This is a genomic window from Avibacterium gallinarum (assembly GCF_002921135.1).
GTDB lineage: Bacteria > Pseudomonadota > Gammaproteobacteria > Enterobacterales > Pasteurellaceae > Avibacterium > Avibacterium gallinarum.
The window spans coordinates 83,974-104,919 of sequence record NZ_PQVJ01000015.1 but is presented as its reverse complement, the minus strand read 5'-3'; the positions used below and the strand labels follow the sequence as shown (position 1 = coordinate 104,919).

Below are 20,946 nucleotides of genomic sequence, written 5' to 3'. Positions count from 1 at the left end.
AGAGATAATTCTTATGCTAGAAAAAGTTGTTATTGCCAATCGTGGAGAAATTGCGTTACGCATTTTGCGTGCTTGCAAAGAGCTAGGCATTAAAACTGTGGCGGTACATTCCACCGCAGATCGCGATCTCAAACACGTTTTATTGGCAGATCAAACCGTTTGTATTGGCCCTGCGCCTTCAACCAAAAGTTATTTGAATATCCCTGCGATTATTGCTGCGGCAGAAGTAACAGGCGCAGACGCAATTCACCCAGGTTATGGCTTTTTGTCTGAAAATGCTGATTTTGCCGAGCAAGTTGAACGCTCAGGCTTCACCTTTATTGGCCCTACTGCGGACGTAATCCGTTTAATGGGGGATAAAGTTTCTGCCATTAACGCAATGAAAAAAGCTGGCGTGCCTTGTGTACCAGGTTCTGATGGCCCTGTTGGCAGCGATATGAAGAAAAACAAAGAAATCGCTAAACGCATTGGGTATCCTGTGATCATCAAAGCCTCTGGCGGCGGCGGTGGTCGTGGTATGCGCGTGGTACGTGATGAAAATTCTTTAGAAGAATCCATCGCGATGACCAAAGCGGAAGCTAAAGCTGCATTTAACAACGATATGGTTTATATGGAAAAATATTTAGAAAATCCGCGCCATATTGAAATCCAAGTGTTAGCAGATACGCACGGCAATGCGGTTTATTTAGCAGAACGTGATTGTTCAATGCAGCGCCGTCATCAAAAAGTGGTGGAAGAAGCGCCAGCACCAGGTATTACCGAAGAAATGCGCCGTGATATTGGTTCACGCTGTGCTAAAGCCTGTGTGGAAATTGGCTATCGTGGTGCAGGGACATTTGAATTCTTATATGAAAACGGTGAGTTTTACTTCATCGAAATGAACACCCGTATTCAAGTGGAGCACCCTGTAACCGAGATGATTACCGGCGTGGATTTGGTGAAAGAGCAATTATTAATCGCTTCAGGCCTACCGCTTTCTATCAAACAAGAAGACATTAAAGTGCGCGGCCACGCCATTGAATGTCGTATCAATGCGGAAGATCCGAAGAGCTTCTTACCTTCACCAGGTAAAATTGATCATTTACACGCACCGGGTGGTTTAGGCGTGCGCTGGGATTCGCATATTTACACAGGATACAGCGTGCCACCGCATTATGATTCAATGATCGCAAAATTAATCACCTATGGAGATACCCGTGAAGTGGCCATTCGCCGTATGCAAAATGCCTTGGCAGAAACCATTATTAGCGGAATTAAAACCAATATTCCATTACACGAATTGATCCTATCCGATGAAAACTTCCAAAACGGTGGTACAAATATCCACTATTTGGAGAAGAAATTAGGAATGCACGATTAATTGCATTATTTGATCGAAAGGCGTTTTAGATAACGCCTTTTTTATTGCGGCATTTTTTCTTTATTTCGCATAAAAGAGCGGTGCAAAATTGTGAAATTCTTTTCGCGAGAAATATTCCTACTAATCTTTTTTTGCTCAACAGCAATAAGGATTAACCAACAATTTTCAGCATATTTAAGGTGATTTTTGTCGATATATTTTGCTAAGATTAGACGTGGGCGAACAACGAGGTTCGCCCTCGATTTTGCTAGCAATCAAGGTGAAAAATACAGGAGGGCAACTCACACTATGAAACAATATTCTCGTTATCAGCAAGCGACAAAAGAAGCACGTTGGGCATTTGGCCTGACCTTGCTTTATGTGCTAGGCTGGTGTTTATGTGCTTATTTGCCAAAAGGGCAGCAAGGGCCTTTGGGCTTTCCGCTTTGGTTTGAGCTAGCCTGTATTTATTTGCCCGTGCTATTTATTGTGGTGGCTTATTGGGTGGTAAAAATCGTCTATCAAGAGATCGATTTAGAAAATATTGAGTCAGAAAACAAGGACGTTAAATAAGGATATAAGAACAATGAATCTTGGCATTATTTTCCCCCTAGTGATTTACCTTGCTTTTGTGTTTGGCGCGGCGATTTATGCTTATACAAAACGTTCCAAAGGGGATTTTTTAACAGAATATTATGTGGGTAATCGCTCAATGACGGGCTTTGTGCTGGCGATGACCACCGCTTCCACCTATGCAAGCGCCAGCTCTTTTGTGGGCGGCCCGGGTGCGGCGTATAAATTTGGCTTAGGCTGGGTGCTACTTGCAATGATTCAAGTGCCTGCGGTGTGGCTGGCATTAGGCGCGCTCGGGAAAAAGTTCGCCTTGCTCTCGCGTGAAAGTAAAGCCTTAACGATCAATGATTTATTGCTTTATCGTTATAAAAATAAATATTTGGTTTGGATTTCTTGTATCGCCTTGCTCATCGCCTTTTTTGCCGCAATGACGGTGCAATTTATCGGTGGTGCGCGCTTGTTAGAAACCACCATTGGCATTAGCTACACCAATGCGCTACTGATTTTTGCCGTTACCGTAGGGCTTTACACCTTTATTGGCGGATTTCGTGCCGTGGTGCTAACCGATACCATTCAAGGAACGGTGATGATTCTCGGCACGATCATTTTGCTCGGTGCGACCATTTATGCCGCAGGCGGAGTAGAAAGTGCGGTGCAAAAACTTAACGAAATTGACCCGCACTTAACCAGCCCTTATGGGCCAAATGATATGCTCGGCTTTCAGTTTATGGCCTCTTTCTGGATTTTAGTCTGCTTTGGCGTGGTAGGCTTGCCGCACACTGCGGTGCGTTGTATGGCATTTAAAGACAGCAAAGCCTTGCATAACGGAATGTTAATCGGCACCGTGGTGCTGGCTTTAGTGATGCTAGGAATGCACCTTTCGGGAGCATTAGGGCGTGCCATTCTGCCCGCCTTAGAGGTACCAGATCAGGTGATCCCAACCTTAATGTTGCAAGTGTTGCCACCGATTGTGGCAGGGATTTTCCTTGCTGCGCCAATGTCTGCCATTATGTCCACCATTGACGCGCAGCTGATTCAATCATCATCAATTTTCGTGAAAGATTTATATCTCAGCGCCAAGCCTGAAATGGCACAAAATCAGAAAAAAATTAGCTGGATTTCTTCAATCATTACGCTAATTTTGACCGCACTTTTGATCTTGGCAGCACTCAATCCACCCCAAATGATCATCTGGCTCAACCTTTTCGCCTTTGGGGGCTTGGAGGCCGCCTTTTTATGGGTAATCGTGCTGGGGCTATATTGGCAAAAAGCCAATGCCGTTGGCGCAATTTTCTCAATGGTGGTGGGCTTGGGCTGTTATGTAGGCTTAACGGCCGCAAGTATTAAACTGTTTGATTTTCACGCCATTGTGCCGTCTTTATTGTTTGGCTTAATTGCCTTTTTGATTGGCAATAAATTTGGCGAAAACGCAACAAAATAAATTAAGAAGGAAAAATTATGGCTTGGGTTCAAATCCGCATTAATAGTACTAATCAACAAGCGGAAACGATCAGTGATTATTTAGAAGAAATCGGTTCAGTTTCGGTAACCTTTATGGATAGCCAAGACACCCCGATTTTTGAACCGCTCCCTGGGGAAACCCGTCTGTGGGGCAATACCGATGTTATCGCCTTATTTGACGCGGAAACCGATATGCAACAAATTGTCAGCTTGCTGAAAAGTGCGGGGCATTTAAGCGAAGAAACTGCTTATAAAATTGAACAAATTGAAGATAAAGATTGGGAACGTGAATGGATGGATAATTTCCACCCAATGCAGTTTGGCAAACGCTTATGGATTTGCCCAAGCTGGCGTGAAGTGCCTGATAAAAATGCGGTGAACGTGATGCTCGATCCCGGTTTGGCTTTTGGAACTGGCACGCACCCTACCACCGCATTGTGTTTAGAATGGCTCGATAGCCTAGATCTAAATGGCAAAACAGTCATCGATTTTGGCTGTGGCTCGGGGATTTTAGCGATCGCTGCGTTGAAATTAGGGGCAAAAAGTGCCATCGGCATTGATATTGATCCGCAAGCTATTTTAGCCAGCCGCAACAACGCGGAACAAAATGGCGTGAGCGACCGCCTACAACTCTTTTTAGCCAAAGACGCACCGCAAGATCTGCAAGCTGATGTGGTGGTGGCCAATATCTTAGCTGGGCCATTAAAAGAACTCGCACCAACCATCAGCCAGCTCGTAAAAACACAAGGTAAACTCGGGTTATCAGGCATTTTAGAAACCCAAGCACAATCTGTTTGTAATGCTTATGAAAGCCAATTTGCACTCGATCCTGTGGCAGTGCGCGAAGAATGGTGTCGTATTACAGGTGTGGCAAAATAAGCCTAAATCCCCCGCACTTGTCAAGAGAGGAAGGCATTTTTTTATGCGGAAAATGGATTATTTTGAATAAAAGTCAAAGAAAGCGAAAAAAATAGATTTTGTTCAAAAAATATGCTTTTCAAATGGGTGAAAAGTGCGTATTATAGCACGCCTTGCCCGTTGGGGCTGGCGATAAATTGTGTGTTAAAGGTAGTAACTTGTTAGGGGTAGCGCAGTGCGAATTGGTGATTATCAATTAAAAAACCGTATTTTGCTCGCGCCAATGGCAGGGATTACCGACCAACCTTTTAGACGCCTTTGTGCGAACTATGGGGCAGGATTGACCTTTTCAGAAATGATGGCGAGCAATCCGCGCGTATGGCATACAGAAAAATCGAAACAACGTCTTGCTTATCATCAAGATGTAGGCATTAATGCTGTGCAAATTGCTGGATCTGATCCGCAGGAAATGGCACAAGCTGCGCAAGTAAATGTGGGCTATGGGGCAGAAATTATTGACATCAATATGGGCTGCCCTGCAAAGAAGGTAAATCGTAAATTGGCAGGTTCTGCCCTTTTGCAATATCCCGATTTAGTGCAACAAATTCTTGAAGCTGTGGTGCGTGCTGTGGACGTGCCTGTAACACTAAAAATTAGAACAGGCTGGGATCGACAAAATCGAAACTGCGTGGAAATCGCTAAAATTGCCGAACAAGCAGGTGTGCAAGCGCTCACCATTCACGGGCGAACTCGTGAATGTTTATTTGAGGGCGAAGCCGAGTACGACAACATTAAAGCGGTGAAACAGCAGGTTTCTATTCCAGTGATTGCCAATGGCGATATTACATCGGCACAAAAAGCCCAAGCGGTGCTTGATTACACCGGTGCTGATGCAATAATGATTGGGCGTGGCGCGCTAGGTCAGCCGTGGATTTTTCAATCTGTGGCAGGGCTAGTGGAAAACGGCTCAACAACTTTAACACCAAGTTTAAAAGAAAAGTGCGGTGTTATTTTGCGACATATTCAAGAACTTCACCAATTTTATGGCGAAGAAAAAGGGTATCGCATTGCACGCAAGCACGTTGCTTGGTATTTACAGGGAATTCAACCTAATTCCAGTTTTAGACAGACTTTTAATGCCATTACCAATGCGGAAGCACAAATAACGGCATTGGAAGAATTTTTTAATTTGATTTTATTGGATAAAGACAACAATGTTAGAACAACAACGTAATCCAGCTGAAGCTCTGACTGTTTCAGTATTAAATTCACAATCTCAAGTAACAAACAAACCACTTCGTGATTCTGTGAAACAAGCGATCAGAAATTATTTAGCACAATTAGATGGTCAAGATGTGGACGATCTTTATGAATTAGTTTTATCGGAAGTTGAACACCCTATGCTTGATATGATTATGCAATACACTCGCGGTAATCAAACTCGTGCAGCAACAATGCTTGGCATTAACCGTGGCACATTACGCAAAAAATTAAAAAATACGGTATGGGCTGATAATTTCAGATTCTGAATAAAATTACACCGCACTTAGTAAATAAAGTGCGGTGTTTTTTTGCGACATTTTTCTCCCTAGAAATAGCGAAGAAAAAGCCGATGATTGCTCATCGGCTATATTTAATAAAACTTTTCACCGCACCTTAGTTGTACAGTAATGCCCTCATCATTCTGATTTCAAGCGATGTAAAAAGGCTTTGGTGCGTTCGTGTTTAGGGTGAGCGAACAATTCTTGCGGTGAGCCTTGTTCCACAATTACACCACCGTCCATTACCACAACCACATCTGCTACATCTAGTGCAAATTTGATTTCGTGGGTCACCACCACCATTGTCCAGCCTTCATTGGCGAGTTCCTTCATCGTGTTTAACACATCTTGCACTAATTCAGGATCAAGCGCAGAAGTGGGTTCATCAAATAGCATGAGTTCAGGCTGAATGGCAAGGGCGCGAGCAATGCCGACACGCTGTTGCTGGCCGCCTGAAAGTTGGTAAGGGTAAAGATCTTTCTTATCTAGCAAGCCCACTTTCGCAAGCAACGCTTCTGCTTCTTGACGCACAATTTTCGCATCGCGCTTTTGCACCTGCACAGGGCCTTCCATAATATTTTCCAACGCGGTTTTGTGCGGGAATAAGTTATATTGTTGGAACACCATTCCTGATTTGCGGCGCAATGGCAGGATTTTTTTCTGAATATCAGGGCTGGCAAAATCCACATAAAGCGGATCTTTTTCAGCAAAATCAATCGTGCCTTTTTCGGGTAATTCTAAGGCGTTCAAACAGCGTAAAAACGTGGTTTTGCCTGAACCAGAAGGGCCTAGAATCACCACCACTTCGCCTTTATGAATATCCAGATCAATCCCTTTTAAAACCGGATTATCAGCAAAGGTTTTATGAATATTTCGTACTTTGATCATTGCTTTCCCCTATCGTGCCACATAGCGATCTAAACGTTTTTCTACCCGCGCTTGAATGATAAACAGCACGAAACAGAAACACCAATACACCAAACCTGCTTCAATATACACAGGCAAGAAATCGTAAGATGAATTGGCGATTTGTTGCGCCACGCGGAACATTTCAGTTACGGTTACCACAGAAGCCAAAGAGGTATCTTTAAACAAGCCGATAAAGCTATTGCTCAGCGGCGGAACGGCAACACGGAAAGCTTGCGGGGCAATAATGCGGCGGAAAGTTTGCATATAGGTCATACCAATGGTGTAACCTGCTTCCCATTGCCCTTTCGGCACAGATTGAATGGCCGCACGCACGGTTTCTGAACCGTAAGCCCCAACATTCAGGGAAAAACCAATAATCGCCGCAGGAATGGGATCGATAAACACGCCCAGCGCTGGCAGGCCGTAAAACACCACGGAAATTTGCACCAACATTGGCGTACCGCGAATAATCGAAATATAGACTTTTGCAATCGCCAACAAAATACGGGGCAGCCAGCCATTGACTGGGGTAACGCGTAATAACGCCACGCCCACTGCAATAATCATTCCCAAAAAGAAAGAAACAACAGCAAGCGGTATTGAAACCAATACCGCTGCTTTAACCATTGGGAGAAACCCGTTTATCACCAGCTCAGCGCGAGCATCGGTCATAAAGGGTAAGGAAGCTAAGAAATTATTTAACACTGATATCCTTTCCAAAGAATTGCTCACCCAGTTTTTTCAGGGTGCCGTCATTATGTAATTCCACGATTGCCGCGTTAATTTTGGCTAACGCCTCTTCGTTATTTTTATTCACAATTAAGCCCGCGCCCACTTTTTCTTCAGATTCCCAGAACGGTTTTAAACCTGAATTTGGGTTTTTCTTTAAGTAATCCAACAGCGCGAGAGAATCGTTAAAGGTAACATCTGCACGTTTTTGTTGAATTAACAATAAACCTTGCGCCATTCCATCAATTGGCACAATTTGTGCGCCGTAATTTACCGCTAATTCACCGTAGTTAGAACTCAAGGTTTGGGCGGCTTTTAAGCCTTTCACATCTTCCACTTTGTGAATACGATCTTCATCTTGGCGTGCAAGCAACATTGCGCCCGACCAGCTATAAGGCTCAGATTTATCAAAAGTGGCTTGGCGTTCAGGGGTGGTTAATGCCACTTGGTTTGCCACTAAATCAAAACGACCGCCTTTTAAGCCAGCAAGCATTGCGTCCCATTGGGTTTCTTTAAATTCTACGGTTACGCCCAATTTTTCTGCCACAGCGCGGGTAACTTCCACATCATAGCCGGTTAATTTTCCGCTTGCATCGTGGTAAGTGAACGGCGCATAAGTGCCTTCTGTCCCTACGGTGATCGTCCCTTTATTGTTAATACGTTCAATCAAACTTTCCGCTGCAACGGCTTGGCTTGCAGTAGTAATAGCGAAAAGTGCGGTGGAAAAAAATGCTAATTTTTTCAACATAATATTCTCCTTTGAATAGATTTCGTTAAGTGCTAGGCATTGTAAAAGAAACAAAAGGATTTACAAATAACTTAAAGGAATATGTTATAAAAAAGTTAAATATGCAGAATTTCTTTGACTAGCACAATACTTTCAAGCCCACCATTGTTCCGCCCAAAACAATCTTTTGAGCGGATTATTTGAGATTAAATAATTCTTGAGAACTGTTGGCGTCTGGCTTGTTGTCTTGAGTAGGTGTCAAAACATAAGCAAATATTGCGAATCAGCAAATGCCCAACAGGGGAAACCTGTAATCCTTTTTCGCCAATTTCAATTAAGCCATCTGCCGCAAGGGGGGCGAGCAATTCTAAATCTTCCGCAAAATGGGTTTTGAAATCAATGCCATATTGCTGTTCAAATGGAGCGTAATCCAGTTTGAAGTTGCAAATCAGTTGTTTGATGACATCACGGCGCAAGCAATCTTCTTGGCTCATTACAAAGCCTTTGTGAAGTGCGGTGCCTTTTTGCTCAATATCTGCGTAATAATGTTTTAGCTCTTTTTGATTTTGTGCGTAAGTATCGCCCAACAGGCTAATTGCAGAAACACCCAGACCGAGCAAATCCGCATCTTCTTGCGTGGTGTAGCCTTGGAAATTGCGGTGTAGCACGCCATTTTGTTGCGCGATGGCTAGTTCATCATCAGGTTTCGCAAAGTGATCCATTCCAATGAAACGGTAACCGGCATCGCTTAGGGTTTCAATGGTTTTTTGTAAAATGGTGAGCTTGGTTTCAGGTGCAGGGAGTTGATCTTCTTTAATTTTCGCTTGCCCCGCAAAACGGCTTGGCAAGTGGGCATAGTTAAACACGCTCAAACGATCAGGGTTTAATTCAATCACTTTTTGCAGGGTGAACATAAAGCTTTCCACATTCTGCAATGGCAACCCATAAATCAAATCCAAATTGGTGGATTGAAATCCTAAAGCGCGTGCGCGTTCTAGCAAGGCTTGAATGAAATCTTCATCTTGCTCACGGTTTACCGCTTTTTGCACTGCTTTATTGAAATCCTGCACGCCCATACTAATGCGGTTAAAGCCGATTTTACGCAGATGATCAAGGGTTTCCAGCTCAATTTTACGCGGATCCATTTCGATACTAATTTCGGCGTTATCGGCAAAATGAAAATGCTCACGCAACATTGCCATTAAACGGCTGGATTGTTGCTCGGTGAGATAGGTTGGTGTGCCGCCGCCCCAATGCACTTGAGTTACCTTGCGATTGCGGAAAAGTGCGGCGCGATTTTTAATTTCTTTTTCTAAATAATCAAGATAAATATCTGCTTTGTGCTGATGACGCGTAATGATTTTGTTACAGGCGCAGAAATAGCACAATTTATGGCAAAACGGGATATGCACATAAAGAGAAAGCGGACGGTCAGGGTAACGCGCTGCCGCTGCTTGGAAATCTTGTTCAGTATAATTTTCGTTAAATTCTAACGCCGTTGGGTAAGAGGTGTAACGCGGCCCAGAATAGTTATATTTTTGAATTAACGCGGAATCCCACATAGTTCCAGACATTAATTTCCCCCTAAAATTTTTCAATATCCAACAATAATTGATTTAATTCCAACAAAATTTTGCTTTCAAGATCGGCTTCGGCGCTTTCACGGGTGAGATCTAAACGCATACGCTCGTTCTTTTTTAATTCCTTACGCGCTTGATGCGTTGGCATTTCTTTCACCACATCATAAAGCTCAGCCAGTGCAGGATAAGTGGTGATTTTTAAGCCTAAGGGATCGAGCAACATTTTTAATCGAATTGCCCCTTCAGACAAATTGCAATCGCCATTTTGCATTGCACGGGCGATAATCTCAATACTCTCTTTTAGGCGTTTTACACGCGCCAAGCGTGCATTTTCTAACGCCTGCTTTTGGTTTTTCAACGCACGCAATAATTTCACCGCATAAGCGGCCATCCCCACAATAATCAAAAGCCCGAGAGCAATTAAAAGATAAATCCACATAAATTATTTAAACTGATTAATATCAATGGTTTCAAAAGTGCGGTATAAATCTTCCGCATTTTCTTCCTCATCACTAATGCCCAATTCGTCCATTAATTGAGCGATGCGATCAAGGCATTCGTCTACAAAGGCTTGATCTTTGGCATTTAAGGTTTTGCCTGCTTCAAGCTGATCCAACAAATCATTTAAACATTCGTTATTTTCTAGCTGTTCAAGTTCCACCATAGGATCAAGGGCTTTCGGTTTTGTAACTTCCACGGGCGGAATGGTCATTCCTTTTTCAGGTTTATTGACAAATTCCACCACTAACGGGATTTTTTTACGGCTACCAACGCGGGGATCTTGCACCTGATTTTGCTCCAAGGGTTTATTTTCCCCTTGGCTGCTATGACGCGACCCCGCCGCTAAACCTTTGTGCTTTTTCTTTCTTTTTTCTTCACGAGCTTTGGCATCTAATTCATAACGTGTCAATTTACGCCCGCGCCCAGCTGGGGCGCTTTGCGCGGGTTTATCCGCCTTGCGGGTTGGCATAATATCCGTAATACGGCGTGTTTTCTTTTGACGGGACATAATTTCTCTACTATTTGGTAAAAATGAATTGGGGAGAATTGTAGCATTAAATCACCAATTCTCCGCATTATTTCTGTGATTGGTTAGAACGAATTAAAACGGTACATCTGCCGTGAAATTCATTATTTCACCCGTTAAAGGGTGGCGAATTTGTAAGGATTGTGCGTGCAAACACAAACGGGGCGACATCGCTTTCGCTTGTGGGTGAGCATAAAACTTATCGCCTAAAATCGGGTGTCCGAGGGCAAGCATATGCAGCCTTAATTGGTGCGAACGCCCTGTAATTGGGGTGAGCTTTACCCTTGTGCTGTTATTCGGTAGGCGTTCTAAAATTTCAAAATTTGTTACCGCACTTTTGCCCAGTTCAAAACAAATTTTCTGTCTAGGACGATTTTCCCAATCGCAAATTAGTGGCAAATTCACCGTGCCGCTATCTTGCGCTAAATGCCCCCAAACGAGCGCCTGATAAGATTTTTTCGGCTCACGCTCGCGAAACTGGCGCTTGAGTTCTTTATCCGCCAGCTTGCTCATTGCAAACAGCAAAATCCCACTGGTTGCCATATCAAGACGGTGCGCCGGCTCGCAAAAGCCATATTTTTCTTTTACGCGCGACATTGCGCTGTCGTAATATTGCGGTTGGTTACCCGGCACGGAAAGCAAACCGCTCGGCTTATTTACCAATAAAATATGATTGTCGTGATAGATCACATCTAACCAAGGTTCGCGTGGGGGATTGTAGTCAATTAATGCCATTATTTACTCTTATTACTGATAATCACACGCAGGCTATCCAAGCGCCAAGTGGCTTTGTGCAAGTGCTGTAAAATTTGCTCGCGCTCGGCACTAAGTGCATCAATTTCATCTTGGCGAATAGTTTTATTCACTTGTTTTAACGCCTGCAAGCGGGTTAGTTCGCTGTCCAAACGCTGTGCAGCTTGCTGCTCTGCTTGCTGAATTAATACTTGCGCTTGTTCGCCAATTTGACGTTCACCTGCTTTTAATAATTGTTCAATATTGGCGCGCAACATTTTGATTACCTTGCTTGCCATTTGTTTTGCCATTGGTTTAAGCTGTTTTTGTAGCAGTTCAAAGCCCACTTTATCCGCTAAATTATGACCTTTGCCGTCAATTAATAAGCGCACTGGCGTTGGGGGTAAGAAACGAGTAAGCTGCAAACCGCGTGGCGCTTGGGCTTCCACAATGTAAATGAGTTCCAGCCACAGCGATCCCACAGGCAATTCATTATTGATTAGCAATGATACGGCAGTTTTGCCTATCTCGCCATCAGTAATCAAATCAATGCCGTTGCGGATCATCGGGTGATCCCAAGTGAGAAACTCAACGTCTTCGCGCGCCACGGCTAAATTGCGATCAAAGGTTACCGTTAAGCCTTCTTCTTTTAAGCCTGGGAAATCTGGCACCAGCATTGTGCCTGTGGGGTGAATAACAATGCTCTTTTCGCCGAGATCTTCTTGTTCCACGCCAATAATATCGAACAAATTCAAGGTGAAATTAATTAACTCGCTTGAACCATCTTGCTCGCCAATGGCTTCGGCCAAGGCTTGAGCTTGTTCACCACCGTTAGAATGAATTTCTAATAGGCGATCTCTACCTTGATCAAGCTGTACTTTTAAAGCATCACGCTCGGTTCGGGTCTGAGCGACAAAATCATCAAACGCCGCATTCTGTTCATTATGCTGTAAAAAATCTTGCAATTTTGTACCGCACTTTTCAAACAAGGTTGCGCCCATCGGACAGGTTTCTTCAAATGCGTTTAGCCCTTGATGATACCATTTTGCCAGCAGAACTTGCGGACTATCCGCAAAACAAGGGGCGTAAATTTCAATGTCTTGCGTTTGCCCAATGCGATCTAAGCGTCCAATGCACTGTTCCAATAAATCAGGATTATCTGGCAAATTAAACAACACCAAATGATGGGCAAACTGGAAATTTCGCCCTTCTGAACCAATGCTGGACGTGAGCAACACCTGCGCGCCGTCTTCCTGTTGAGCAAAGTAAGCCGCGGCTTTATCCCGTTCCACAATGGACATATTTTGATGGAACACGGCGCTGCGAATGGCTTCTTTTTCGCGTAAGGCTTTCTCTAGCTGAATGGCGGTTTTGGCTTGATGACAAATCACCAACACTTTTTCTTCGCGGTGAGATTGTAAGAAGTCGATCAACCATTCCACGCGCGGATCAAAATCCCACCACGCGGCATCAGGGTTCATTTTTTGGAAGATCTGCTCGGGGTAAAATAAATCGCTGGTTTTCACTTCGCCAAGCATTTTCAGCACGCCAATCGCATTGCGATATTGCTTTGGCATTAGCAAGGTGATTTCGTGATAATGACGCAATGGGAAGCCTTTCACGCCTTGGCGAGTATTACGAAATAACACACGACTGGTGCCGTGGCGATCGAGCAGATTTTCCACTAAGGTTTCACGCGCTTGCGCTTTTTTCTCGCTATGATGAAGATCCGCTAATAATCCGCTAATATCTTGATCAGAAAGCAATTCCGCTAAATGTTTTTCTTCTTGCGTACTTAATGGCTGCTCGCTTAACAATCCATTCACGGCTTCTGCCACGGGTTGATAATGCTGCTGTTCTTGCACAAAAGCGCTGTAATCATAAAAGCGATCGGGATCGAGCAATTTCAAGCGTGCAAAATGGCTTTCTTGCCCTAATTGTTCAGGGGTTGCCGTCAGCAATAACACGGCAGGAATATGGCTCGCCAACTGCTCGACAATTTGATAAGCCAAACTTGGCGCTTGTTCCGACCATTCAAGATGATGCGCTTCATCAACAATCAATAAATCAAATTCCGCATTCATCAGCTGTTCAGCGCGCTTAGGCTTTTGCACCAGCCAATCTAGGGCACAAATAATTAAGGATTCTGTTTTAAATGGATTGGCTGCCACGCCACCGTCAAGGCCATCAAAATCAGCGCAACGCTCTTCATCAAAAAGGGAAAAATGTAAATTAAAACGGCGTAGCATTTCCACAAGCCATTGATGTTGCAAGGTTTCTGGCACGATAATAAGCACGCGATCGACCTTTTCGGCAAACAATTGTTGCTGCAAGATCATTCCTGCTTCAATGGTTTTGCCCAGCCCCACTTCGTCAGCTAACAACACTCGCGGCGCAATGCGTTGCCCCACTTCTTTGGCAATATGCAATTGGTGGGGAATTAACCCACCGCGAATGCCGCGTAAGCCACGCAATGGTGATTGATACTGCGCTTGACGTTGTTGTAAGGCGCGATAACGCAGCACGAATTGGCTTGCGCGATCAATCTGCCCCGCGAATAAACGCTCCTGCGGCTTACTAAAGGCAATTTGCGCACTGAGATCGGCTTCTTGCAATAGGGTTTCTTGCCCATCTTCCTTTTGTACCAAATAGAATGCCAGCCCGTTATGATCTAACACTTCAAGCACCTTGCCCTGCCAGCCCGCTTTGTGACGAACTTCATCACCCACTTGAAAAACCACGCGTACTAATGGGGCATTATCTAAAGCATAAATACGAATTTCTTCGGCGGCAGGAAAGTTTAGCGTCACCGTACGATGATTGACTTCCGCAACCACGCCCAAGCCAAGATCATTTTCACTTTCACTAATCCAACGCTGACCAACTATAAAGGACATAAAATTTACTCTTATTATTGTTATAGCTAAATGGCGTATGCTTATAACAAGCCATTTAGCGAAGATTTTATTACGAAAAAGGGCGGCTATTTTAACGATCTTACAATGAAAAAGAAATGAAAATATATACAACAAAAACACAACATTAATCACAGAATAAAAAGAAAAATGTAGCCTATCCTTGACTTTTTAAAAGGGCGGTGCAAAAATCGCAAGGTTTTTATTTCACTTATTAAGGATAATGCTATGCGTTTTTCTCAAACTCTTAAAAATGAATTTTTTGGTGGCTGGAAACCTTTTGAAGTCGTCTGGCTTTTCTTATTTATTGCTGCACAGCTTTACGCCTATGCACAATCGCCCGTGTCTTGGCTCGAGGCGCTCGCAGGGATTTCAGGTATCTTATGCGTGGTGTTTGTGGGCAAAGGGAAAATCAGTAACTATTTCTTCGGTTTGATTTTTGCTTATAGCTATTTCTATGTGTCGTTAGACAACAAGTTTTATGGCGAAATGACCACAACCCTTTATGTTTACATTCCTGCGCAATTTATCGGTTATTTCTTATGGAAAGAAAATATGCGTAACAGCGCAGGGCAAAGTGAAACAGTAATCGCTAAATTCCTTACCGTAAAAGGTTGGGTAACCCTAATCAGCCTTGTGGTACTGGGTTCTATTGCCTTTATCAGCATTTTAAAAACAACAGACGGCAATTCTATCGGCTTAGATGGCGTCACCACCGTGCTGGTTATTGCCGCACAATTATTAATGATTTTGCGTTATAGCGAACAGTGGATCTTATGGATTATCATCAATATCCTTTCTATCATTCTCTGGGCTGACACCCCAGCAATGTATTTAATGTTCGGTGCTTACTTACTTAACTCGTTATACGGCTATTACAACTGGTCAAAGTTAGCGAAAAATTCGTAAAAAATTACCGCACTTTAAAAATAAAAACTTGGCATAATTGCCAAGTTTTTTGTTTTTAAAGCTAACGGGAAATTAAGCTACCTCCTCCACATTAACCCAACGCTTTTCCTGACAGGACATTGCAATTGCATCAAGCACTCGAGAAACCTTAAATCCTTCTTCAAAATCAGGATACATTGGCTGATTATTTGCGATGCCATTAATAAGATCACGAATTTCCACCGTTTTCTGATCATTGAAGCCAATACCATGCCCAGCGCTTACACAAAAATGCTTATAATCCGGGTGGTGCGGACCTGTCAGTAAGGTTTTAAAACCTTGCCGTGCTGGTTCATCTGTGTGGAGATACAATTTCAGTTCTGCCATTCTTTCTTGCGTATAGCTGATTGTGCCTTTTGTTCCTGTGATGACATAACTTAGTCCCATTTTGCGTCCACACGCAATTCGAGAAGTTTCAATTGTCCCCATACAACCGTTAGCAAAACGTACGATTGCGGTAGCTTGATCTTCATTTTCAACAGGAAGCTGTTCATTTAAATTTTGCGGGTTAGGGCGCATTTTTATTACTGTTTCCATATCACCAACCACGCGTTGAATTTGGCTACCTACAAGATATTGCGACATTTGTATAATATGCGCGGAAAGATCGCCTAACGCCCCTAACCCTGCTTTTTCACGAATGCAATGCCAATCTCGTGGTGTATTAGGATCTGCGAGATAATCTTCATTATGCGTTCCATAAAAATGAACAATCTCTCCAATTTCTCCCCGCTCTATGATTTCTTTCGCAAGTTGAGTAGTTGGGTTCTTAATATAATTAAACCCTACAAGGGTTTTTACCCCTGCTTTTTGTGCGGCTTGATACATTAATTTGGCATCTTCTGCAGTTAAAGCAAGAGGCTTTTCCGAATAAACATGTTTACCTTGCTCAATTGCAGCTAATGCAATTTCTTTATGTAGAAAGTTTGGGGTGCAAATATCTACTACATCAATATCGGGATCTTGTACAACATCACGCCAATCTCCTGTAGAACGCTTAAAGCCAAACTCTTTAGCTTTTTGAGCAGCTAACTCAGGCGTGATTTCAGCTAGGTAATCGCATTCTAGCTCCGCCTCTAGCGGAAAAACCGTAGGTGCCTGAGCATAAGCAATAGCATGGCAACGTCCAATATATCCTGTGCCAATTAATCCAATTCTTACTTTTTTCATTTCTTTTTCCTTACACAAGAAAAAAGAGATTTCCATCACAGAAATCTCTTTTATTTTTTATTATAAGGTTGGCATACTGAATGCTGCTTGAGAATCCATATTTTGTTCTGGCCAACGTGTTGTCACAGTTTTCATTTTTGTGTAGAAACGCACGCCATCTGGACCATACACATTTAATGCCCCAAAAGCTGAACCTTTCCAACCGCCAAAGCAATGGAATGCCATCGGAACTGGAATTGGAATATTCACCCCAACCATTCCAGCTTGGACGCGATATGAAAATTCCCGAGCTGCAGCACCGCTATTAGTGAAAATAGCTGCGCCATTACCAAATTGGTGATCATTGATTAAACGCATTGCATCTTCAAAATTTTTCGCACGAGCAATGCCAAGCACAGGACCAAAAATCTCTTCTTTATAAATAACCATATCCTCAGTAACATGATCAAATAACGTACCTCCGATAAAGAAACCCTCTTCATAACCAGCTGGTTTCTTATTACGTCCATCCACGACTAAAGTAGCGCCCTCTTCCACACCTTTATCAATATATTTGGTTACGTTGTTGAGGTGTTGCTGGGTAATGAGTGGTCCAAAATCCATTTCTTTTTCGCCTTCTTTTGGAATACCTGGTCCATAACGTAAGGCTTCTACTTTTGGTTTTAGCGCAGTCACTAATTTATCTGCTGTTTCATCGTCAATGGTTACTGCAATTGGTAATGCCATACAACGTTCACCTGCTGCCCCAAAAGCTGCACCGAGTAACGCATCTGCGGTCGCATTAATATCCACATCAGGCATTACCAAACCGTGATTTTTCGCTGCACCAAGTGCTTGTACACGTTTACCATACTCAGAACCAACTTTATGCACATATTCTGCCGCTGTTGTTGATCCCACAAAACTTATCGCTTTCACACGAGGCTCACGCAATAAAATTTCATTATCATGACGATCTCCATGTACTACATTAAACACACCATCTGGCAAGCCTGCTTCTTTTAATAATTCAGCAAGGCGAATAGAAAGTGAAGGGTCAGTTTTTGCAGGCTTCAAAATAAAGGTATTACCACAAGCTAGTGCAATCGGGAACATCCACATTGGCACCATAGCAGGGAAGTTAAATGGCGTAATACCAACGCAAACTCCCAAAGGTTGCATTGTGGAATGAATATCAATACCTCGCCCTGCTTGCTCCGAGAACTCACCTTTAAGCAAATGCGGAATCCCACAGGCAAATTCAACCACTTCCAAACCACGAGTTAACTCACCACAAGAATCAGAATAAACTTTACCATGTTCCTCAGTGATTAAACGTGCTAATGAATCCCAATCACGCTGTAATAATTCTTTAAACTTAAAGAGCACCCTTGCTCGACGTAATGGCGAAGTTGCAGCCCACTCAGGGAAGGCTTTTTGTGCCACCTCAACAGCTTCCAGCACTTCCGCTTCAGTACTCATACGCACTTGGCGAATTTGTTTTCCTGTCGCAGGATTAAAAATTGGCCATACTTTTTCGCCTTGGCTTTCAACCAGTTTTCCATTAATAAAATTTAAAACAGTTTCCATTCTTTGCTCCTTAACCTAAAAGTGAAATGAATGATTCTCTGATTGTGCTTTGCACAAATTTAAGCTGTGCACTAGATTAGAATAATGAAATAAATTTTTCAATTCACTTTATTAAATAATGAAATAATTATTTCATTTTTGTGATCTACGTTGGATATTTGACAATTTTTTCTGACAACATTCCGGTATCTGATCTATGATTTGGGCGAAAACTACCTAATAATTCAATGAGAGGTGAATATGAGCTATTTATTGTCAAAGTCAGCCAAACAAAATCCAGCTCCTAATGGTTTAGTACAGAAAGTAACCCCTAAGAGCGCCAATTGGGAATATGTTGGGTTTGAATGCTATCACTTACATCCTAATCAAAATTTGAGCTTTGATACAGAAAATACCGAAGTGTGTTTTGTAGTTTTAGCAGGAAAATGCACCATTTCAACAGCAGGGCAAATATTCGAACATATTGGTAACCGCCAATCACCTTTCGACCGTATTCCGCCTTATTCCCTTTATGTGCCACATCATCACCAAGTTGAAATCCTAGCAGAAACTTATTTAGAATTAGCCGTGTGCCGTGCGCCAAGCGAGGGTAATTTACCAGTACGTTTAATAACACCAGCAGAAGTGGGCGTTGAACAACGTGGATTCGGCAATAATAAACGCCTTGTGCATAATATTCTACCTGAAACAGAACCCGCTGATTCCTTATTAGTTGTGGAAGTATTTACCGATGAGGGAAACACCAGTTCATTCCCAAGCCATAAACATGATCAAAAAAATAGTGAAACTGAAACTTATTTAGAAGAAACCTATTACCACCGTTTTGAACCTGCTCAAGGATTCTGCTTGCAACGAGTGTACACCGATGATCGAAGCTTAGATGAATGCATGGCAGTCTATGATGGCGATGTAGTGCAAGTGCCAAAAGGCTATCACCCAGTTGCCACTATTGCGGGTTATAACAATTATTATCTCAATGTTATGGCAGGCCCTGTTCGCAAATGGCGGTTTACTTGGGAAAAAGATCACCAATGGATTAACAGCCAGGAGTATGCTGATAAGTTTTTTGAGTAAGAAATATATCACTTTGAAATCAAGTGTGGTGTAAATTTGAGCGGCAGATGAAAAATCACAAATTTTCCACCACACTTTTTCTCTATCTCTTGCCCCTTCTCCCTATTAAATCAATACAAATTATCATTTAGTCAGGTTTAGCCCAATACTGCTATGATTTACGGCAATTAACTCCTACTAACTAAACTAAGGAAACAAAAATGACTGACAATTCAATCAAAAAATGTCCGGTTACTCACTTAACCACCGATTTTGGTGCGCCAGTGGTAGATAACCAAAACAGTTTAACCGCAGGGCCACGTGGGCCACTTTTAGCCCAAGATGTGTGGCTGCAAGAAAAATTAGCGAACTTTGTGCGTGAAGTGATCCCTGAGCGCCGTATGCACGCGAAAGGTTCTGGTGCATTCGGGACATTCACCGTTACTCACGATATTACCAAATATACCCGAGCGAAAATTTTTAGTGAAATTGGTAAGAAAACGGAAATGTTCGCACGTTTTACCACAGTAGCCGGTGAACGTGGGGCGGCAGATGCAGAGCGTGATATTCGCGGTTTCGCACTGAAATTTTATACCGAGGAAGGTAACTGGGATATGGTGGGCAATAACACGCCTGTGTTCTTCTTGCGTGATCCGCGTAAGTTCCCTGATCTTAATAAAGCAGTAAAACGCGATCCACGCACCAATATGCGTTCAGCGACCTATAACTGGGATTTCTGGACATTGTTACCAGAAGCGCTCCATCAAGTAACCATCGTAATGAGTGATCGCGGTATCCCAGCAAGTTATCGCCATATGCACGGCTATGGCTCGCACACTTATAGCTTTATCAATGCGGAAAATGAGCGTTTTTGGGTGAAATTCCACTTCCGCACACAGCAAGGCATTAAAAATCTTACCGATGCTGAAGCTGAAGCGATTATCGGTAAAGATCGCGAAAGCCACCAACGTGATTTATATGAAGCCATTGAACGTGGTGATTTCCCGAAATGGACGATGTTTGTGCAAATTATGCCAGAAAAAGACGCGGAAAAAGTGCCTTATCATCCTTTCGATCTCACCAAAGTATGGCCGAAAAAAGATTATCCATTAATTGAGGTGGGTGAATTTGAGCTCAATCGCAATCCAGAAAATTTCTTCTTAGATGTAGAACAATCTGCGTTCGCACCAAGCAATTTAGTACCGGGAATTAGCGTATCACCAGACCGTATGCTACAAGCGCGTTTATTCAACTATGCAGACGCACAGCGTTATCGTTTAGGCGTGAATTATCAGCAAATCCCTGTAAACCGTGCGCGTTGCCCTGTACACAGTAACCACCGCGATGGTCAAGGACGTGTGGACGCAAACTATGGTAGCCTGCCACATTATGAGCCAAACAGCTTTAGCCAATGGCAAGAGCAACCGCAATACAAAGAACCACCATTGAAAATCACTGGTGATGCGGATTTCTGGGATTATCGCGAAGATGACGCGGATTACTTCAGCCAACCGCGTGCGTTGTTCCAGTTAATGACTGAAGAACAAAAGCAAGTGCTTTTTGAAAACACCGCACGCGCCTTGGGCGATGCCCCTGATTTCATCAAACAACGTCATATCGACAACTGCACCAAGTGCGATCCAGCCTATGGCGAAGGCATTAAGAAAGCGTTAGGCTGGGCATAGTCCTACAATAAAGCACCTTGTTTTATTGCCCACTAAAAGTTGAATTAAATAATTTAACACAAGGGGGGAGATTAACTAGGTGCTTTTTATTTTCTTGTATCGTATCTCTTAAATAAAATAATTTTTTTAT

The 20,946-nt window shown here is 43.0% G+C and carries 18 protein-coding genes and 1 pseudogene; 9 read left to right on the top strand and 10 right to left on the bottom strand.

From position 1 onward, the window contains the following. Positions 1-13: 13 nt before the first annotated feature. The 6 genes and pseudogenes from accC (at position 14) to fis (ending at position 5,744) form a co-directional block, all read left to right on the top strand. The gene (gene accC / locus C3007_RS06565) at positions 14-1,360 is read left to right on the top strand and encodes an acetyl-CoA carboxylase biotin carboxylase subunit (RefSeq protein ID WP_103853690.1); all 1,347 of its coding nucleotides are present in this window, start codon (positions 14-16) and stop codon (positions 1,358-1,360) included. Positions 1,361-1,648: 288 nt separating this feature from the next. Beyond that, complete coding sequence (locus C3007_RS06560; protein WP_103853689.1) at positions 1,649-1,912, top strand: YhdT family protein; 264 nt, start codon at positions 1,649-1,651, stop codon at positions 1,910-1,912. Between the two features lie 13 nt (positions 1,913-1,925). Further along, complete coding sequence (gene panF, locus C3007_RS06555; protein WP_103853688.1) at positions 1,926-3,353, top strand: sodium/pantothenate symporter; 1,428 nt, start codon at positions 1,926-1,928, stop codon at positions 3,351-3,353. A gap of 17 nt (positions 3,354-3,370) precedes the next feature. Beyond that, positions 3,371-4,252 (top strand): 50S ribosomal protein L11 methyltransferase, encoded by an 882-nt coding sequence (prmA, locus tag C3007_RS06550; protein ID WP_103853687.1) that lies wholly within the window; start codon positions 3,371-3,373, stop codon positions 4,250-4,252. Positions 4,253-4,466: 214 nt separating this feature from the next. Beyond that, on the top strand, positions 4,467-5,465 hold the full coding sequence (gene dusB / locus C3007_RS06545) for a tRNA dihydrouridine synthase DusB (protein WP_103853686.1): 999 nt from the start codon (positions 4,467-4,469) through the stop codon (positions 5,463-5,465). Beyond that, a pseudogene (gene fis / locus C3007_RS06540) lies at positions 5,446-5,744 on the top strand (DNA-binding transcriptional regulator Fis). The gene dusB and the pseudogene fis overlap by 20 nt, the downstream one beginning before the upstream one ends. 166 nt (positions 5,745-5,910) lie before the next feature. Here the strand turns inward: fis and C3007_RS06535 are convergent. The 8 genes from C3007_RS06535 to rapA all read right to left on the bottom strand — a co-directional run bounded on the left by C3007_RS06535 (position 5,911) and on the right by rapA (position 14,373). Then, positions 5,911-6,660, bottom strand: a complete 750-nt coding sequence (locus C3007_RS06535; RefSeq protein ID WP_103853684.1) for an amino acid ABC transporter ATP-binding protein — start codon at positions 6,658-6,660, stop codon at positions 5,911-5,913. Between the two features lie 9 nt (positions 6,661-6,669). Beyond that, on the bottom strand, positions 6,670-7,353 hold the full coding sequence (locus C3007_RS06530; RefSeq protein WP_370445395.1) for an amino acid ABC transporter permease: 684 nt from the start codon (positions 7,351-7,353) through the stop codon (positions 6,670-6,672). Between the two features lie 22 nt (positions 7,354-7,375). After that, positions 7,376-8,158 (bottom strand): amino acid ABC transporter substrate-binding protein, encoded by a 783-nt coding sequence (locus C3007_RS06525; protein WP_103853682.1) that lies wholly within the window; start codon positions 8,156-8,158, stop codon positions 7,376-7,378. A 185-nt stretch (positions 8,159-8,343) separates the two neighbouring features. Then, positions 8,344-9,711, bottom strand: a complete 1,368-nt coding sequence (gene hemN, locus C3007_RS06520; RefSeq protein ID WP_103853681.1) for an oxygen-independent coproporphyrinogen III oxidase — start codon at positions 9,709-9,711, stop codon at positions 8,344-8,346. A 10-nt stretch (positions 9,712-9,721) separates the two neighbouring features. Continuing rightward, entirely contained in the window at positions 9,722-10,156 is a 435-nt protein-coding gene (locus tag C3007_RS06515) for a DUF2489 domain-containing protein (RefSeq protein WP_103853680.1), read from the bottom strand. Positions 10,157-10,159: 3 nt separating this feature from the next. Next, positions 10,160-10,726 carry a Der GTPase-activating protein YihI gene (gene yihI / locus C3007_RS06510; protein ID WP_103853679.1) on the bottom strand — a complete coding sequence of 189 codons (567 nt, stop codon included), beginning with the start codon at positions 10,724-10,726 and terminating at the stop codon, positions 10,160-10,162. 93 nt (positions 10,727-10,819) lie between these two features. After that, positions 10,820-11,479, bottom strand: coding sequence for a bifunctional tRNA pseudouridine(32) synthase/23S rRNA pseudouridine(746) synthase RluA (rluA, locus tag C3007_RS06505; protein ID WP_103853678.1), 660 nt, complete (start codon positions 11,477-11,479; stop codon positions 10,820-10,822). Beyond that, positions 11,479-14,373, bottom strand: a complete 2,895-nt coding sequence (rapA, locus tag C3007_RS06500) for an RNA polymerase-associated protein RapA (protein ID WP_103853677.1) — start codon at positions 14,371-14,373, stop codon at positions 11,479-11,481. The genes rluA and rapA overlap by 1 nt, the downstream gene beginning before the upstream one ends. Before the next feature lie 246 nt (positions 14,374-14,619). Between rapA and pnuC the strand changes: the two genes are divergently transcribed. Continuing rightward, the gene (gene pnuC / locus C3007_RS06495) at positions 14,620-15,300 is read left to right on the top strand and encodes a nicotinamide riboside transporter PnuC (RefSeq protein ID WP_103853676.1); all 681 of its coding nucleotides are present in this window, start codon (positions 14,620-14,622) and stop codon (positions 15,298-15,300) included. Between the two features lie 72 nt (positions 15,301-15,372). Here the strand turns inward: pnuC and C3007_RS06490 are convergent, their stop codons facing one another. Together C3007_RS06490 and C3007_RS06485 are read right to left on the bottom strand one after the other, a co-directional pair. Continuing rightward, positions 15,373-16,509 (bottom strand): Gfo/Idh/MocA family protein, encoded by a 1,137-nt coding sequence (locus tag C3007_RS06490; protein WP_103853675.1) that lies wholly within the window; start codon positions 16,507-16,509, stop codon positions 15,373-15,375. 60 nt (positions 16,510-16,569) lie between these two features. Further along, on the bottom strand, positions 16,570-18,078 hold the full coding sequence (locus tag C3007_RS06485) for a CoA-acylating methylmalonate-semialdehyde dehydrogenase (RefSeq protein WP_103853674.1): 1,509 nt from the start codon (positions 18,076-18,078) through the stop codon (positions 16,570-16,572). A 240-nt stretch (positions 18,079-18,318) separates the two neighbouring features. Here C3007_RS06485 and iolB point away from each other — a divergent pair, with 240 nt between their 5' ends. After that, positions 18,319-19,152, top strand: coding sequence for a 5-deoxy-glucuronate isomerase (iolB, locus tag C3007_RS06480; protein ID WP_103853673.1), 834 nt, complete (start codon positions 18,319-18,321; stop codon positions 19,150-19,152). A gap of 200 nt (positions 19,153-19,352) precedes the next feature. Further along, entirely contained in the window at positions 19,353-20,816 is a 1,464-nt protein-coding gene (locus tag C3007_RS06475) for a catalase (protein ID WP_103853672.1), read from the top strand. Positions 20,817-20,946 lie beyond the last annotated feature (130 nt).

Bases quoted from the DNA above. Each gene is read 5' to 3' on its own strand.
- panF (WP_103853688.1), top strand. From the start codon at position 1,926: ATGAATCTTGGCATTATTTTCCCCCTAGTGATTTACCTTGCTTTTGTG.
- C3007_RS06515 (WP_103853680.1), bottom strand. From the start codon at position 10,156: ATGTGGATTTATCTTTTAATTGCTCTCGGGCTTTTGATTATTGTGGGG.
- hemN (WP_103853681.1), bottom strand. From the start codon at position 9,711: ATGTCTGGAACTATGTGGGATTCCGCGTTAATTCAAAAATATAACTAT.
- C3007_RS06535 (WP_103853684.1), bottom strand. From the start codon at position 6,660: ATGATCAAAGTACGAAATATTCATAAAACCTTTGCTGATAATCCGGTT.
- accC (WP_103853690.1), top strand. From the start codon at position 14: ATGCTAGAAAAAGTTGTTATTGCCAATCGTGGAGAAATTGCGTTACGC.
- C3007_RS06485 (WP_103853674.1), bottom strand. From the start codon at position 18,078: ATGGAAACTGTTTTAAATTTTATTAATGGAAAACTGGTTGAAAGCCAA.
- prmA (WP_103853687.1), top strand. From the start codon at position 3,371: ATGGCTTGGGTTCAAATCCGCATTAATAGTACTAATCAACAAGCGGAA.
- C3007_RS06560 (WP_103853689.1), top strand. From the start codon at position 1,649: ATGAAACAATATTCTCGTTATCAGCAAGCGACAAAAGAAGCACGTTGG.
- C3007_RS06490 (WP_103853675.1), bottom strand. From the start codon at position 16,509: ATGAAAAAAGTAAGAATTGGATTAATTGGCACAGGATATATTGGACGT.
- C3007_RS06475 (WP_103853672.1), top strand. From the start codon at position 19,353: ATGACTGACAATTCAATCAAAAAATGTCCGGTTACTCACTTAACCACC.
- C3007_RS06530 (WP_370445395.1), bottom strand. From the start codon at position 7,353: ATGACCGATGCTCGCGCTGAGCTGGTGATAAACGGGTTTCTCCCAATG.
- C3007_RS06525 (WP_103853682.1), bottom strand. From the start codon at position 8,158: ATGTTGAAAAAATTAGCATTTTTTTCCACCGCACTTTTCGCTATTACT.
- rluA (WP_103853678.1), bottom strand. From the start codon at position 11,479: ATGGCATTAATTGACTACAATCCCCCACGCGAACCTTGGTTAGATGTG.
- yihI (WP_103853679.1), bottom strand. From the start codon at position 10,726: ATGTCCCGTCAAAAGAAAACACGCCGTATTACGGATATTATGCCAACC.
- iolB (WP_103853673.1), top strand. From the start codon at position 18,319: ATGAGCTATTTATTGTCAAAGTCAGCCAAACAAAATCCAGCTCCTAAT.
- rapA (WP_103853677.1), bottom strand. From the start codon at position 14,373: ATGTCCTTTATAGTTGGTCAGCGTTGGATTAGTGAAAGTGAAAATGAT.
- pnuC (WP_103853676.1), top strand. From the start codon at position 14,620: ATGCGTTTTTCTCAAACTCTTAAAAATGAATTTTTTGGTGGCTGGAAA.